16 protein-coding genes and 2 riboswitches are annotated in these 14,258 nt (G+C 49.8%); of the genes, 5 read left to right on the plus strand and 11 right to left on the minus strand.

The features are described 5' to 3' along the window. Positions 1 to 196: 196 nt before the first annotated feature. The gene (gene def / locus NST08_RS28435) at positions 197 to 718 is read right to left on the minus strand and encodes a peptide deformylase (protein WP_007129014.1); all 522 of its coding nucleotides are present in this window, start codon (positions 716 to 718) and stop codon (positions 197 to 199) included. A gap of 4 nt (positions 719 to 722) precedes the next feature. Next, entirely contained in the window at positions 723 to 968 is a 246-nt protein-coding gene (locus NST08_RS28440) for a helix-turn-helix domain-containing protein (protein WP_213616845.1), read from the minus strand. A 239-nt stretch (positions 969 to 1,207) separates the two neighbouring features. Between NST08_RS28440 and NST08_RS28445 the strand changes: the two genes are divergently transcribed. The 4 genes from NST08_RS28445 (at position 1,208) to NST08_RS28460 (ending at position 5,818) form a co-directional block, all read left to right on the plus strand. Next, positions 1,208 to 1,897, plus strand: coding sequence for a response regulator transcription factor (locus NST08_RS28445; protein ID WP_213616843.1), 690 nt, complete (start codon positions 1,208 to 1,210; stop codon positions 1,895 to 1,897). Beyond that, positions 1,894 to 2,898 carry a sensor histidine kinase gene (locus NST08_RS28450; RefSeq protein ID WP_251535829.1) on the plus strand — a complete coding sequence of 335 codons (1,005 nt, stop codon included), beginning with the start codon at positions 1,894 to 1,896 and terminating at the stop codon, positions 2,896 to 2,898. Before NST08_RS28445 ends, NST08_RS28450 begins: the two co-directional genes overlap by 4 nt. A 225-nt stretch (positions 2,899 to 3,123) precedes the next feature. Then, complete coding sequence (locus NST08_RS28455) at positions 3,124 to 3,885, plus strand: ABC transporter ATP-binding protein (protein WP_007129018.1); 762 nt, start codon at positions 3,124 to 3,126, stop codon at positions 3,883 to 3,885. Further along, entirely contained in the window at positions 3,875 to 5,818 is a 1,944-nt protein-coding gene (locus NST08_RS28460; protein ID WP_007129019.1) for an FtsX-like permease family protein, read from the plus strand. The genes NST08_RS28455 and NST08_RS28460 overlap by 11 nt, the downstream gene beginning before the upstream one ends. Before the next feature lie 296 nt (positions 5,819 to 6,114). Here the strand turns inward: NST08_RS28460 and NST08_RS28465 are convergent, their stop codons facing one another. The 3 genes from NST08_RS28465 to NST08_RS28475 form a co-directional block, all read right to left on the minus strand. Beyond that, positions 6,115 to 6,606 carry a DinB family protein gene (locus NST08_RS28465; protein ID WP_144867993.1) on the minus strand — a complete coding sequence of 164 codons (492 nt, stop codon included), beginning with the start codon at positions 6,604 to 6,606 and terminating at the stop codon, positions 6,115 to 6,117. A 355-nt stretch (positions 6,607 to 6,961) separates the two neighbouring features. Beyond that, positions 6,962 to 8,179: an MFS transporter gene (locus NST08_RS28470; protein WP_100085199.1), complete on the minus strand. Its 1,218-nt coding sequence runs from the start codon at positions 8,177 to 8,179 to the stop codon at positions 6,962 to 6,964. After that, positions 8,172 to 8,600, minus strand: coding sequence for a MarR family winged helix-turn-helix transcriptional regulator (locus NST08_RS28475; protein WP_007129022.1), 429 nt, complete (start codon positions 8,598 to 8,600; stop codon positions 8,172 to 8,174). The genes NST08_RS28470 and NST08_RS28475 overlap by 8 nt, the downstream gene beginning before the upstream one ends. A 249-nt stretch (positions 8,601 to 8,849) precedes the next feature. Here NST08_RS28475 and NST08_RS28480 point away from each other — a divergent pair, with 249 nt between their 5' ends. Continuing rightward, the gene (locus NST08_RS28480; RefSeq protein ID WP_251535830.1) at positions 8,850 to 9,095 is read left to right on the plus strand and encodes a hypothetical protein; all 246 of its coding nucleotides are present in this window, start codon (positions 8,850 to 8,852) and stop codon (positions 9,093 to 9,095) included. A 118-nt stretch (positions 9,096 to 9,213) separates the two neighbouring features. Here the strand turns inward: NST08_RS28480 and NST08_RS28485 are convergent, their stop codons facing one another. From NST08_RS28485 to NST08_RS28505, 6 genes are all read right to left on the minus strand, one after another. Next, positions 9,214 to 9,435 carry an aspartyl-phosphate phosphatase Spo0E family protein gene (locus NST08_RS28485; RefSeq protein WP_007129024.1) on the minus strand — a complete coding sequence of 74 codons (222 nt, stop codon included), beginning with the start codon at positions 9,433 to 9,435 and terminating at the stop codon, positions 9,214 to 9,216. A 475-nt stretch (positions 9,436 to 9,910) separates the two neighbouring features. Then, a complete protein-coding gene (locus tag NST08_RS29990; RefSeq protein WP_432806740.1) occupies positions 9,911 to 10,126 on the minus strand; it encodes a helix-turn-helix transcriptional regulator in 216 nt (71 codons plus the stop codon). After that, entirely contained in the window at positions 10,092 to 10,640 is a 549-nt protein-coding gene (locus NST08_RS28490) for a hypothetical protein (RefSeq protein WP_251535831.1), read from the minus strand. The genes NST08_RS29990 and NST08_RS28490 overlap by 35 nt, the downstream gene beginning before the upstream one ends. A 156-nt stretch (positions 10,641 to 10,796) precedes the next feature. Beyond that, positions 10,797 to 10,891: riboswitch (cyclic di-GMP riboswitch) on the minus strand. Positions 10,892 to 11,159: 268 nt separating this feature from the next. Next, positions 11,160 to 11,254: riboswitch (cyclic di-GMP riboswitch) on the minus strand. A gap of 198 nt (positions 11,255 to 11,452) precedes the next feature. Beyond that, positions 11,453 to 12,067: an FMN-dependent NADH-azoreductase gene (locus tag NST08_RS28495; RefSeq protein ID WP_251535832.1), complete on the minus strand. Its 615-nt coding sequence runs from the start codon at positions 12,065 to 12,067 to the stop codon at positions 11,453 to 11,455. Between the two features lie 54 nt (positions 12,068 to 12,121). Further along, positions 12,122 to 13,483, minus strand: a complete 1,362-nt coding sequence (locus NST08_RS28500; protein WP_251535833.1) for an MFS transporter — start codon at positions 13,481 to 13,483, stop codon at positions 12,122 to 12,124. A gap of 90 nt (positions 13,484 to 13,573) precedes the next feature. Beyond that, positions 13,574 to 14,164 (minus strand): TetR/AcrR family transcriptional regulator, encoded by a 591-nt coding sequence (locus NST08_RS28505; protein WP_007129028.1) that lies wholly within the window; start codon positions 14,162 to 14,164, stop codon positions 13,574 to 13,576. Positions 14,165 to 14,258 lie beyond the last annotated feature (94 nt).

A 14,258-nucleotide genomic window follows, 5' to 3' on the forward strand; every position in this document is an offset into this window, starting at 1 on the left:
TGTGTACAACACGACAACGATTTATTATTTCTAATTCATATATCTTTAATTTAAGATAATTGTAGCACGGATGCGATCTGCCGTCAACATGAACACCGAAACCAATTATATCGTTAAACAAAAAATAGATGACTCCTGCCCATTACCGGTACAGGAGTCATCTTGAATCCATTGCCTTGACACATTCTTATTCTATTTATACAACCCCCGAATTGGTCAGCCTGATCACGGGCAGCAGCTCGATTCTGCGGTTCGTCTCCTCATGATACAGCCAGCCGTCTTGAACGTGATCGACAAACAGGATTCCGTTCAAATGGTCAATCTCATGCTGCATGCACCGGGCCAGATAGCCCTCTCCTTCCAAAATGACCGTCTCGCCCTGCCGATTGAGCGTCTTCACCTTCACGTGGTCCGCCCGCTTCACATATCCGTAGTAGCCCGGATAGGACAGGCACGCCTCGGGCCCTGTCTGCTCCCCGTCCATCTCCACGATTTCAGGGTTGATGAGCTCGATCAGCCCTTCGCCGCAATCCATGACCAGCAATCGGCGCAAAATCCCGATCTGGGGCGCGGCAAGACCAGCGCGGCCTTCCTCATCATACAGCGTCTCCACGAGATCATCCAAAATTTTCAGTGTTCTTTCATTCACCGCTTCAACGGGCCTCGCCGTCTTGCGCAGAATGGGATCGCCAAATGGCACAATCGGTTTTACCGCCATGGTGTTACGCCTCCTTTATCTTTGAAGGTGTTGGTGTATGGACCCATAAGTCGCTCGGCGTACATTCCAGTGCCGTGCACAGGGCATCCAATGTCTCCACCTTCATCTGCTTGGGCCGGACCGACAGCAAGGCACTGATGGAAGCCGCTGAAAGACGGTAGTCCGCCTTCTCTTGCAGCAGTCTCGCCAAAGCTGCGCCCGACCAGATTCCGCGCTGGGCCATAACGCTTCGCAGCATCCATTCAAGCAAATGCTCCACCTCCCCATCCAACATTCACAAAATATTAGGTATTACCTAATTTTATTAGGCAGCGCCTAATTCGGCAACCCCAAAGTCATCTTACTCCTCACACAAACGGGCTTAGCCATTTAGGAAGCAGTCAGCCAAGGCCGATCTACTGTTCCTGAGCACCTTCGTCAATAGCACAACACGCCTTTTTGATATACACTGAAAGAAACAAGCCGAATACATAAAGTGTGGTGACTCCTTTGTTCAAAATTATGCTGATCGAAGACGATGCGACCCTGTTCCATGAAGTCAAGGAACGTCTGACCCAGTGGTCGTACGACGTATACGGAATCCATGATTTCGGGAGCGTGCTTCAGGAATTTACGGCCGTGCAGCCGGATCTGGTGATCATCGATATTCAGCTTCCGAAATATGACGGCTTTCACTGGTGCCGCATGATTCGTTCCCATTCGAACGTGCCGATTATTTTTCTGTCCTCGCGCGACCATCCGACCGATATGGTCATGTCCATGCAGCTTGGAGCCGATGACTTCATCCAGAAGCCGTTCCACTTCGAAGTGCTTATCGCCAAAATTCAAGCTACGCTCCGCCGTGTGTACAACTACAACACCGAACGCACGGAGCTGAGAACCTGGCGCGGAGCTACGGTCGAATATGTGAAGAATATGGTTACGAGCCCTTCAGGGGCCGTGGAATTAACGAAGAACGAGATGTTCATCTTGAAAATGCTGATTGAGCGCAAAAATCAGATCATCAGCCGGGAAGATCTGATCAAGAGCCTATGGGACAACGAGCATTTCGTCAGCGACAACACCTTGACGGTGAACGTGAACCGGCTGCGCAAAAAGCTGGAGCCGCTTGGGCTTGACACCTATATTGAAACCAAGGTCGGGCAAGGCTATATGGCAACGGAAGAGGTTCATTCATGATCCGTGCCTATTTGAGAGAACGGCTGAGCTGGATTCTGCTGTTTGTGTGCCTGCAGGTGCTGCTCCTGTTCGTAGCCGCGATCGACAACGCCATTCCCTTCCAGCCGATCCTATACATCGCCTTTCTGTCCACGCTGGTGTTCATCGTGTTTCTGGCCGTTCGCTACAACCGGGAGACGAGGGTCTACAAGAGCCTGAAGGCGTGGGACGACACTTATGACTTGGCCGCAATCGATCATCCGGAGCTTCCGTTCGAAACGCTCGCTATGGAGATGCTCACGCTGCAGACTGAACGCTTCAAGCGTGAATCCTCCATGCGCCGCATGGAGATGGAGCAGGAGAAGGACGAAATCATGTCCTGGATTCACGAGGTGAAGACTCCGCTGACCACGATGCAATTAATCATTGAACGCATGGAGGATGAAACGCTTAAGTCCCGGCTCATGTACGAATGGCTCCGCATCCACCTGCTGCTGGATCAACAGCTGCATCAGAAGCGCATCCCGTTCATCGAGAACGATCTGTTTATCGAAACCGCGCTTTTGGAGCCGATCATCCACAATGAAATCCGGGCGCTCAAATCCTGGTGCCTCCAAAAGGGCATCGGCTTTGATGTCTCCCTGAAGGTTACGGAAGTGCTGACCGATGCCAAGTGGCTTGGCTTCATGATCCGGCAGCTGCTGACCAATGCCGTCAAATACAGCGAAGCTTCGGACATTATCATTGAAAGCGTCCTGGTCGATGGCCATGCACAGCTGACCATTCAGGATTTCGGCCGCGGCATCGATCCGAAGGATTTGCCCCGCATTTTCGACAAGGGCTTCACCTCTACGACCCAGCACCATGACAGCGCGGCAACGGGCATGGGCTTGTATTTGACGCAAAAGGTAGCGGATGCTCTCTTCATCCGCATCCACGTCGTATCCACGCCCGGAGAAGGGACTATCTTCACGCTCACCTTCCCGAAGAAGAATGAGATCGTCCATATTACCGGCATGTGACAACAATGTCACATGCTTTTGCGCTTTGTTCGCCGAATCGAAGGAAAAGCCCTGCCTCCTCCTTTATGATAAGGACAACAAGGAAATAACCGGCGGCCGATCGGTGTGATGAATGCTCAGGGCGCATCGGCCAGGTTATTTTCCAGGGGAGACCCGGCTGGGCTTTCTCTAGCGCTGAGCTCTAAAGCCCCCCGGTATCCATACGACAAAGGAGTGAAGAAAAACGTGGCCATTCTTGAAGCACATCAAATCCATAAAAGCTACGGCAACAAATTCAATAAACAGGAAGTTCTGAAGGGCATCGACATCAACGTGGACAAAGGAGAATTCGTCAGCATCATGGGCGCCTCCGGTTCCGGGAAAACCACGCTGCTCAACGTACTGTCCTCTATCGATAAAGTCAGCCTCGGCAGCATCAAAATCGAGGGCAAGGAATTCACCGGCATGAAGGAGAAGGAGCTTGCAGAGTTCCGGAAACACCACTTGGGCTTTATTTTCCAGGATTACAATCTGCTCGACACCCTGACCGTCAAGGAAAATGTCCTGCTCCCGCTGTCCATCAAGAAAGTATCCAAGAAGGAGGCCGATCAGAAATTCCAGCGCATTGCGACAGAGCTTGGAATCTATGACCTCAAGGATAAATATCCGAACCAAATTTCCGGCGGTCAGAAGCAGCGGACCTCGGCGGCGCGGGCGTTCATCCATGATCCGAGCATTATATTCGCCGATGAACCGACCGGGGCGCTGGATTCCAAATCGGCCTCGGACCTGCTCAACAAGCTGAGCGATTTGAACCAGAAGATCCACTCGACGATCATCATGGTGACCCATGATCCAGGCGCAGCCAGCTACTGCAGCCGGGTCGTCTTTATCAAAGACGGTCAAATCTATACGCAGCTGAACAAGGGCGAGCAGTCGAGACAAGCGTTCTTCAACGATATTATCAAAACCCAAGGCGTGCTGGGCGGTGTGCAGCATGAACATTAATTATCTGATCTACCGTAATTTGAAGAAAAATATTAAAAATTATTATCTGTACGTTTTCGCGCTGATTTTCAGTGTCGGCTTGTACTTCTCCTTCGTTACGCTGCAGTACGATCCATCCATGGATGAAGTGAAGGGCTCGGTGAAAGGAGCCGCCGGACTCGGGGCCGCCTCGGTGCTGCTGGTAGCAATTGTCGCCATCTTCCTGCTCTACGCCAATACGATATTCATCAAACGCCGAAGCAAGGAGATCGGGCTGTTCCAGCTGATCGGGCTCACCAAGGGAAAAATCTTCAGGATCCTGAGCGCGGAAAATCTGATCCTGTATTTCGGCTCGATGGTGATTGGCGTTCTTGCCGGCTTCGCCGCTTCCCGGCTGATCCTGATGATTCTGTTCAAGGTGACCGGCGTCGAAAGCGAGGCCACCCTTAGATTTTCCAGCCAAGCCTTGATCCAGACGGCCATCGTATTCGCCGCCATCTACATTCTGATCATGGTCATGAATTTCACATTCATTAAGGGACAGAGCATCCTGTCGCTCTTCCGGGTCGTATCGACCACCGAGAACCGCGTCCGGAAAATGTCGGTTGGCGAGATGATTCTCGGGCTGCTCGGCGTCGGGCTCATCCTGGTCGGTTACTATGTATCCACCAAGCTGTTCAGCGGTGATTTCACAAACATGAATGAATTGTTTATGGCGATGGTCTTCATTCTTGGGTCGGTCATTATCGGAACCTACCTGTTCTACAAGGGATCGGTCAGCTTTATTTTCAATCTGATCCGCAAGAGCAAGGGCGGGTATCTGTCGGTGAACGAGGTGCTCTCGCTCTCCTCGATCATGTTCCGGATGAAGTCGAACGCCCTGCTGCTCACCATTATCACAACCGTCTCAGCGCTCGCCATCGGGCTGCTGTCGCTAAGCTACATCTCGTATTATTCGGCGGAGAAGTCGGCGCAGCAAAGCGTTCCGAATCATTTTGCCATCGCGGTACAGGACGATCTTGCAGCCTTCACGCATGCGCTTGCGGAGGCGGATATTGAATTCAAGCAGACCGATCGGGACGTGATTCAGGTGGACGTCGACGTCTCCAGGATTATCGGTTCCAGCTTTGAAGAAACGGGACAGACCGGCTCCATGATCATCGGGGTCATCAGTGATGAAGGAATTAAAGACGTGGACCTATCCCCGGAAGAAACGCTGTTTACGGGTTCAAGCGATGCGATCCAGCAGTTCATGTCCATTCAGGCCACAGGACAGATTGAGCTTAGCGGAAGCAAGGAGAGCATTCCGCAACAGCTGATCGGAACGAACAAGGACTCCTACATCTCGGTTAATTTTTCCAACGGCGGCCTGCCGACCGCCATTGTCGACCAAACCGTATTTGAACGGTTAATGCAGGATCTCGATCCCAAGATCCAGAAGGGAACGACTGTCTACCATGGCATCGATATCGTAGATCCAGCGGCCATCAATCAGGCGAACCAAGTATACATGGATCTGGGGATTGGGGAACATCCCGGTAATTTCTCCCAAATCGGGATGATCACGGACCAGAAGATCAACATGGGGCTAATCATGTTTATCGTTGGCTTCCTTGGCCTAACCTTCCTTATTACTTCCGGTTGTATCCTGTACTTTAAGCAGATGGATGAAGGCGAGGAAGAGAAGCCGACCTACACGATTCTGCGTAAGCTCGGGTACACTCAGGGAAATCTGCTCCGGGGCATTCAGTTCAAGCAGCTCTTTAACTTCGGCATTCCGCTGATTGTGGGATTGTCGCACAGCTACTTTGCGGTTAAATCGGGCTGGTTCTTCTTTGGAACCGAACTTTGGACTCCAATGGTTATCGTCATGCTGCTGTACACGGCGCTGTATTCCATCTTCGGCCTGCTGTCCGTGATGTTCTACAAGCGAGTCATTAAAGAGGCGCTTTAAGTAGGGGAACAATATACAAGCAAGTTTGAGGGTTCTTCGAGCGTCTGGGTTTGTTCAAGTTAATAGAATGAAGAAGGTTAGCTAAATCATATAGAAAGCCAGTTTCGGTTGAGCCCGAAGCTGGCTTTATTTTCGCTTGAAGGTTCATTTTTTCAAGTTAAGAATCATTAGAAGCGGAGCGTTCCCCTTTATCCCCTGACTTCAGCAAACGAAATGGGATTAGAGGAAACCCGGGGATAAGAGGGATCGGAAGTACAATCCGCATGTGCAGTGCTGAGAACACCCCTCCTCTAACATTACCAATCCAGCGCCCTGCAGCTCTTCTGCAGCTTGCGGATGTAAACAATCTGGCCGATATGATAAGCATTATGTGTTGCAGCGTTGCTGATGATCTCCCACCACTTGGCCGGCTCCGGAAAACCGCTAACATCCTTCTCCAGGGTATCTGCAGACTCGGACAGCAGCGGCTGCCATCCCAGTAAAACCTCCAGCAGTCGTTCCCTTAGCTCGGCAAACGTCACATGATCCGGAAGGAGAAAGCTGAGATCATTGTCTTCAATTGCAGGCACCGCATCCATACGTCCTTCCCTGTACCGGGTCTGCCACGTTTCATTCCAATAGAGCAGATGCTGAACGATCTCTGCAATGCTGTGGCTGTCGTTCGCCGGCGTCCAGAACGCCTCGTCCTCCGTCAGATCCCGGGTGGACTGCTGGAAGGGAATATACCAGCTCGGATCATTCGCACCCGCGAGCAGCTGATTTCTTAACACGTCACTTGCATGCGCCATAAATGCCTCACTCCTCCATGAAAAAAATAAATGGACGCACAGACAATCATTATTCATTGTATAACAGGTCATGTGTGCGGTGATCGGATGAAACGACTATAAACGTTTTTTCCTGAAGAGCTACCACTTAAGCCACAACCCCCTTGTTTACTTTCCTTATGCATCCCGGATAGGACATGGGGTACAACAGAAAAAGCCTGCAGATCTGCTCCTTACGGAGGTTAATCTACAGGCTTAAGACGGCTCTAAGTGGGCCAGAGAGTGTTTAATGGCGAGCGTCTGGAACTGGAACCTTGTCGTGCCAAATCCAAGGCCAAGGAGCCGTCACCTAAGCTTCTCTGAATACGAATCTTGGTTAGGCAGCCGTTCGGGCAGCCTTCTCTCGGCTTTCTCGTTTCCCGACGAGGAAATAATACAGAATCACCGACAGCGCCAGCAGGACCGCTATGGTCATGTACATGCCCCGGAACCCTGCCAGCGGCGTAAGGAAGCCAAGAAGGAGCGGACCGAACCCGATGCCGACGTCCACAAAAATGTAAAAGGTCGATGTTGCAAGACCGATCCGGTGCGCCGGAGAGCGTTTAATGGCGAGCGCCTGGGAGCTGGACTGTGTCGTGCCGTATCCGAGGCCTACGAACACCGCGGACAGCAGAAGGGTTATTCCATGATGTGCCAGACCGAGCAGCAGGATCCCGATCGCAAAGGATACGATAGCCGGATACATCACAACATTCGCTCCCCGGTGGTCAAACCAGCGTCCGGTAAACGGCCGGGACAGAATCACCACGATCGCATACACGATGAAGAAGTAGGTTGCCGCTTCCACCAGCCCGATTTCCCCCGCAAAGATCTTCAGGTACGACAAAATGCTCGAATATCCAAAGCCCATCACAAAGCTTATGATCGAAATCGGAAGCGCCTTGAGCTCAATGAAGTTGGATAGCCGGAAGCCCTTCATCTCCCGTGCCTGTTCGGCGGTGAGCACCAGCTTCGGAATGCGCATGAATAACGAGGATACCAATGAGAGCACGCCCAGGATTGCACAAAGGACAAAATTGCCTGTCATGGAGGCATGCTCCAGAATCATAAGTCCGATGAAAGGGCCGATTGCCGATGCAATGATGATGCTGACACCATAATAACCTGTCCCTTCACCCCTTCTCGAGTTTGGAATCAAGCTCGCGGCAATCGTGCCGGTCGCGGTAGAGGCCAGCGCGAAGGCCAGGCCGTGGAGGAAACGGACGATGAGCAGCACCGCTAAGCTGTTAATGATGAAATACAAACCGATTAAGACGCTGAATGAGACCAATCCGGTCAACAGCAGCGGTCTTCGTCCGACCCTCTCGATAATGCTGCCTCCGATCAGCCGCCCGATCAGCGCCCCCACCACGAAGATACTGGAAGCAAAGCCGGCCATTCCAGTCGATGCATGGAATTCCTCAGCTGCATAAGTGGGCATAATAACAACCAATAGATAAAAACAAAGAAAGAGCAGGAAATTGACGCCGAACACAATCAAAAAGTCCTTGCTCCATAAACGATCTTGGGAGTTTTCTTGCTGCAAGTTAATCACCTTTTCTTATAATGTTATCCCTGACTGTCTCCATGACACGGATGACGCTGGCTTGTTCCTCAGCGGAGACACCTTCCATAATCTCCATCTCGTAGTCATCGAATAATTGACGAATCTGCAACGCGACATCGATGCCCTTACTTGATAAACGGATTCGCTTCTCCCGCTTGTCCGATGCCGGGATCTGCTCCACATAACCCAGCTTGATCAATGCGTTCACCGTTCTAGTCACCGTGGGCTTCTCTACATACAAAACTTTGGACAATTCCACCAAGGTCATCGATTGGTTCGCGTCCAGATAATACATGATCGACCACTGGGCATAATACAGCCCAAAAACCTCGAGCCGCCGGTTCAGTTCATTGACGAACGGGCGGTACAGTCTGAAGTACTGCTGAAAAAAATGTCGGTGGGTGCTCATGGGGAAACCTCCATCCAATTGGTTACTCAAGGTAACTATTTGATTATAGAGTAGTGTTCCGAAAATGTCCAGACATAATGTCTGGTATTCTGATCCTTTTACTCGACGATGCATCAGTTCACCTAACAATGCCCATCGACCGTTTTTCAACACAGGTTATTCAGAATATATTCAGATTTATATGATTTAATTGGTATATTCCATCCGTCTTCTAGACAGATATTACAGGATTTGTGTGGTGAGGATGAATTGACGTTATCGGAAATACAACAAGAAGCGCTGGAACAGGCCAAGAAGCATGGGAGACTTGTCCGCTGGAAGAAAGGCGGATACTGGACGTATGATGGTGTCTTGACGAAGGCAAGCGGTGATTCGCCATCTGTACCCAACTTGGAATGGTATTGCCGAACCAATACGATTTTCGCGCTTGTTAGGCGCGGGTACATTACAATGGATAATTGGAGCAGCTGTTCGCTCGTACAGAAAAATGATTGAATCCAAGCACCTGACTTGAAATGGCTTCCCTTAAAGCTGGAAGCACCATATCTTTAAGCAAATAACCCCAGAAGGTCGAGAATCGACATCCGGGGTTCTATTTTTTATGGAGGACTTATTACTCATGGCTTGGTTTATTTAACTTTGCGCACTTTCTATTGATCTCTTCCTCATGGCTTTTTAATTCCATGTAACGGACAATCAGCTTATCGAACGACTGCGAAAGTGCGACAACATCTTGATGTACGAATTCAAGACTGCCGGCCATTCGCTCAAGTTCCCTCCTGAGATATTCGAGCTCGTCGGATACATGCTTCAGTTCGTTCTCTATAGAAACCATCACATCCACCCACCCCCATCGTAGCAAGTGATTTATGACAGCTGCCAACGTTTTTGCGGCAAACCTTCTCAAACAGAGAGTTGATCGCTCATTCCTAAACGAACAAACCGTTAAAGCATGCTCCTCTTCATGAAATGTTGAAGGCTACCCGATTCAGTTTCTGCAGCGGCGTCAGGTCAGCAGGGTTATCTAAAATAAACAGTTCCCTATTCAATCGTTGTCGCATGGCGGATCAGAGGTTTCCGTCGTATTCGGCCAATTGCAGGGATCGTGGTTGCATATGAGCGTCCACAACAGCCTCTGCAGCTTCGCGTCACCACCCTTTCGACGGGTTTGCGATAGATTGTACGAATTATGAATTAGGTTTAAATTTTAACTATCTGTCATCAGTGGCTTGCCTATAATTATAAAATTTTACTTTAATAAATAAAATACCCATAATTGGGTAATTAGTGCTTATGTATTGCCTATATCTTCATGTAAATTTTCTTAGGAATGCCCCTTTATGATTGACTCTCGTTTTGGCGTATATCTTTTTGATGAAAGTACGGACCGTGCTTTGACTGATTCCATAAATATCCGCAATTTCAGGCACGTTTTTATTTTCCAGCCATTCGTAGGCGATTTCTTTCTCGCGGTTTGTTAATTCATATTGGTCAAAGAGTGAGTAGGTCAGCTCTTTTTGTAGCATGGGATCCTTTTGGGGTAACTTTTTCTTCAATATTTTTGGCCAGATGTTCAATGAGGGGCAGTACAAATGTAACCTCGTGAAAGTAATGAAAACAGAGGCTGAGGTAGCCTATAATAACATGATTTATTCGTATTGGCGTGCAAACGCAGGACAGCTCTGCAAACAATTTATTGCTGTGCTCGGCGCCGATTACGACTGAGACCGATTGATTTTCCATGGATAACGCAATGGCATTGATTCCCGCCTTGTTCATAGCAGAAGATGTTCCGATTTTCAAATGATTTCTTTCAAAATAACCTTTTAACAGCTCCGTCCCGCAATAATCGATAACGGTTCCCTCTGGGTCCGCAATCACAAATAAATAAGGTATAGACAGCAAATCGTTCATATTCCTGGTTTCCTCTTGCAACAGATACAGGATTTCTTTTCGCTCGATCAGCCTTTCTTTAATTTCAGAGATGCTGAGGATATTAGGAAAATGATCGTTTACTTTCAGCAATGTTCTTTGGCCCATTATTTTCCCTTCTTCCTTGTTAAGAATAAGTGATTAATAATGAAATCGATCTCCTATTTATCGCCGCTGTGAAGATTCGGTAGCTCTTAGCGAAAAATAAAAAACCTCCATCCATGAAGATTACCATAGCAAAATAGGACGGAGGCTTCCGTCGTATTCGGCAACTGGCTGGCATCACGTATCTTAGCAGATTCGCATTAGCCCCTATAGCTTTGCGTCGCCACTTTTCAGTGGGTTTGCTATTATCGTACGAAACGATTCGATTGGTTTGCTGTCAAAGACGCTGCCGCATGAATATTCCTTGTTATCCGCTGAGAGTTGAACTGCTGTAGTTATACCGCGCTGCGGGAAATCATGTTCCGCATCATTCACCTCCTTTCAGGCAATTGACCGTAACTTTTAAGGAACAGGCAGTTACTGCAGGAGCCTCCCTATAAAAATTTGTGAACAACAAATAGCCTCCGTCAGCTTGTAGACATAGGTAGTAACTAGCAAGAAGTGACGGAGGCTTCCGTCGTATTCGGCAACTGGCTGGCATCGCGGTTCTATGCAGAACCCCATTAGCCCCTATAGCTTTGCGTCGCCACTTTTCAGTGGGTTTGCGATTATCGTACGAACGATTCAATTGTCGAAAGATACAACATATAGTTCTGAATGAATGACCTAATCAAACTATAACTTACATTGTTTTTCATTGAATATAGGCTTCATGACTCAAATTCCCGACAATTACCTGCTGAATTTTGTAATTTTTTGTCACAAAGTAACTAGCAGAGCGTGTAATATGTCAAAATAACCAGCTTCTCCATGATTTAAAAAAGCTTTGCCGCTTCGGCTGCCCGCCGAAGGCCTTCCTCAATGATTTCCTCGCTTCGATCCCGGAATTGATTATGCCCCTCAATGATAATCGTAGTAATGTCGGTAATCCCGAACACGTTGAGATGATTTTTTACGAAGCTGACCGCCATCTCGGATGGATCGCCCTCCGCATAGATCCCGCCTCTAGCATTCAGCAGTGCTGCTTTTTTGTCACCCAACAGACCGACCAAGCCCTGCTCCGTATATTTGAACGTTTTACGCGGATGATGCATGTAGTCCAGGTAGGCATGCAGCACTGCAGGAACCGTCAGATTCCAGAGCGGGAAGGCAAACACCAATTTGTCGGCGGCAAGAAATTGCTCCAAGTGCCGGTTGACGATGTCCCGAACGGCCTGCTCTTCCTCCGAAAGCTCCATGCTCATGGCTGACTTGAAATTCCCGCTAATCATAATGTCGTCCAGAAGGGGAATGCGTTCCCGGTACAGGTCGACCTCAACCACCGCATCATTCGGATGTGCCTCGCGGTAGCTATTGAAAAATGCGTCGTATAATCTGCTTGTGACGGCCCCTTGGCGGTTGTTGGCTTTAATGAATAAAGTGGTTGTCATTAGAATCTCCTCCTATATTTTGTAATCAAAGTGAATGGACTCAAAGCTGCGATATCAGCTTCCCGCCGCTCTTATATGACCGTGCTCCGTTTTCCCGAACCTTAGGGAATAGAAAATCAGCATGGCGAGCAGCAGCCCGGCTAGCACCAGATAAATATTGCTGTAAATTTGTCCCTTGGCATAGGCATACAAGGGGTTCCACGATACCCCGGAGCGGATATCCAGCATTGTTCCGTACACACCGGAAGCGATCCCGGCCGAAATAAAATTCAGCATCTGCATCAGCCCCATTCCGATGCCGGCCTGCTCTTTCGCTAAGCTGAGGGAGACGGAATTGGATAGTGCAATCATCCCGAACGTCTGCCCGACATTGCCTAGAATCAGGAAGAACGCAACCGCGACGGCTGAAATGGCGGAGAACGTGGATAAGAGTACAAAGCACGCGACCAACATAATCATGCCGGTTAGAAACAGATACGTGTTCCCTTTGGCATCGGCCAGCTTCCCCCCTGTCTTCCCGAGCAGAGCGGAGGCCGCGGCGGCCGGCACCATGACAAATCCGATCCAACCTGGAGGCAGCGCATGAATCTCTGCCAGCAGCAACGGGCTTAGAAAATGCAGCGCAAAGGCCGCGCCGCTGAACAGAAACATGATGACAAGCCTAACCGAATACTCTCGATTCCGGAACAAAACCGGGCTCACGAACGGGACGGATGCACGATGAATCCGGACAATGAACAACGCGGCTACCAGCAGTCCGGCTAGCGGAAGCCACCAGATTCCGTTCGTTATTCCCAGCAGCAGACAAGTGATCGCGACAGCCAGCAGGCCGCCTCCCAGCAGGTCGAATGATCCTGGCACCTGAGGGTCTTCGTCCTTCAGATATTTCCGGTAAAAAGGAAGCGTGATGAGAATCAGCAAAGGGATGCTGAACAGCCAGCGCCAATGAGCAAAGCCGGCCACTAGCGAGGACACCACCGGCCCAAGCGCGCTGCCGATGGACAATCCAATAAAGGCTGTCGCCATGGCTGCTCCTCTTCGCTCCGGCGGGAAGTAGCGAATCGGTATAAGCGTTGCCGCCGCCGGTATCGCCGCCGCGCCGATCGCCTGAAGGCATCTTGCAGCCAGGACCATCCAGAATGCCTGGGAGACGAGGCCGACCAGAGAGCCGGCCGCGAACAGCAGCAGACCGAATGACAGCAAATTTTTGAGCTGGTAGCGTTCGGTCAGCTTCCCGTACAGAACCGTGCCGATCCCGTACAGCAGGGAATACGAGGAAGTTACCCAGCTAACCTGAGCGGTGCTCAAGCTGAATTCCTCTCGCATGTCCGGCAGGACAAAGTTAAACATCAATCCGCTCATAGCGGACAGACACAGCGTGAACATGAGGACACGCATCAGCTTCCGAGTCTCCATTAGAGCTTCACCCTCCTTGTGAGTAGAAAATTTTAAACAGCGAGATTAGCATGTCTGTCAGTACTTACTGACGTATGCTTTGAAAAAAAACTAGGGGGTTAACGCCCTAGCAAAAATCCGCACACTCTCCTCAATAAAGTCATCCAGCGTTACGGAAGGAAATATCTCCTTGGAATCCAGCTCGTTCATGAATGCGCCAAAGTTCATCATCATAAACGAGATCGCCCGCAGCTCGGGATCTCCGGCAACCAGCTTCCCCTTCTCCGTCATGATCGTAAAATATTTCGTCAACACGTCCAGAAACTGCTTCGGATGCTTGCTGGTCATCTCTCGAAGTCCCGGGAGATGATCACTCTCCTTGATGCTGATCGTGATCAGCTTGCGGTTCCGGATCATCAAGTCATGGTACGTCCGGCTGATCAGAATCAGATCCGCGGTAAGCTCTCCCGTGAGCTTCTCCGCGAAAAGCTTCGTCATTTCTTGACCGTAATGATAGCGTTCGAACGCCATCTCCAGGAGATTTCGCTTGCTGCCGAACTTTCGGAATAGAGTCTTCTCGCTGAGCCCGGCTGCCGAGGCAATCTCCTGCGTCGTGACGCCGTTGTAGCCCTTCCGGGATATCAGATCGATTGCGGCCTGCAGCAGCTTGTCGTCACTGCTTATATGTTGATCTCTACTCATGAAAGTCCCCCCTTCCTACATGAATGTCAGTACTGACTGTCATTCGATGGACTTATCATATTTTACATTGTCTGATTTGTCAAACGGAATTTTA

This window comes from Paenibacillus sp. FSL K6-1566 (assembly GCF_038050475.1).
GTDB lineage: Bacteria > Bacillota > Bacilli > Paenibacillales > Paenibacillaceae > Paenibacillus_AQ > Paenibacillus_AQ lactis.

What these genes read in the sequence shown, in the direction of transcription:
- def (WP_007129014.1), bottom strand. Translation starts at nt 718, where the DNA reads ATGGCGGTAAAACCGATTGTGCCATTTGGCGATCCCATTCTGCGCAAG.
- NST08_RS28450 (WP_251535829.1), top strand. Translation starts at nt 1,894, where the DNA reads ATGATCCGTGCCTATTTGAGAGAACGGCTGAGCTGGATTCTGCTGTTT.
- NST08_RS28460 (WP_007129019.1), top strand. Translation starts at nt 3,875, where the DNA reads ATGAACATTAATTATCTGATCTACCGTAATTTGAAGAAAAATATTAAA.
- NST08_RS28465 (WP_144867993.1), bottom strand. Translation starts at nt 6,606, where the DNA reads ATGGCGCATGCAAGTGACGTGTTAAGAAATCAGCTGCTCGCGGGTGCG.
- NST08_RS28475 (WP_007129022.1), bottom strand. Translation starts at nt 8,600, where the DNA reads ATGAGCACCCACCGACATTTTTTTCAGCAGTACTTCAGACTGTACCGC.
- NST08_RS28485 (WP_007129024.1), bottom strand. Translation starts at nt 9,435, where the DNA reads ATGGTTTCTATAGAGAACGAACTGAAGCATGTATCCGACGAGCTCGAA.
- NST08_RS29990 (WP_432806740.1), bottom strand. Translation starts at nt 10,126, where the DNA reads ATGCTACAAAAAGAGCTGACCTACTCACTCTTTGACCAATATGAATTA.
- NST08_RS28490 (WP_251535831.1), bottom strand. Translation starts at nt 10,640, where the DNA reads ATGGGCCAAAGAACATTGCTGAAAGTAAACGATCATTTTCCTAATATC.
- NST08_RS28495 (WP_251535832.1), bottom strand. Translation starts at nt 12,067, where the DNA reads ATGACAACCACTTTATTCATTAAAGCCAACAACCGCCAAGGGGCCGTC.
- NST08_RS28500 (WP_251535833.1), bottom strand. Translation starts at nt 13,483, where the DNA reads ATGGAGACTCGGAAGCTGATGCGTGTCCTCATGTTCACGCTGTGTCTG.
- NST08_RS28505 (WP_007129028.1), bottom strand. Translation starts at nt 14,164, where the DNA reads ATGAGTAGAGATCAACATATAAGCAGTGACGACAAGCTGCTGCAGGCC.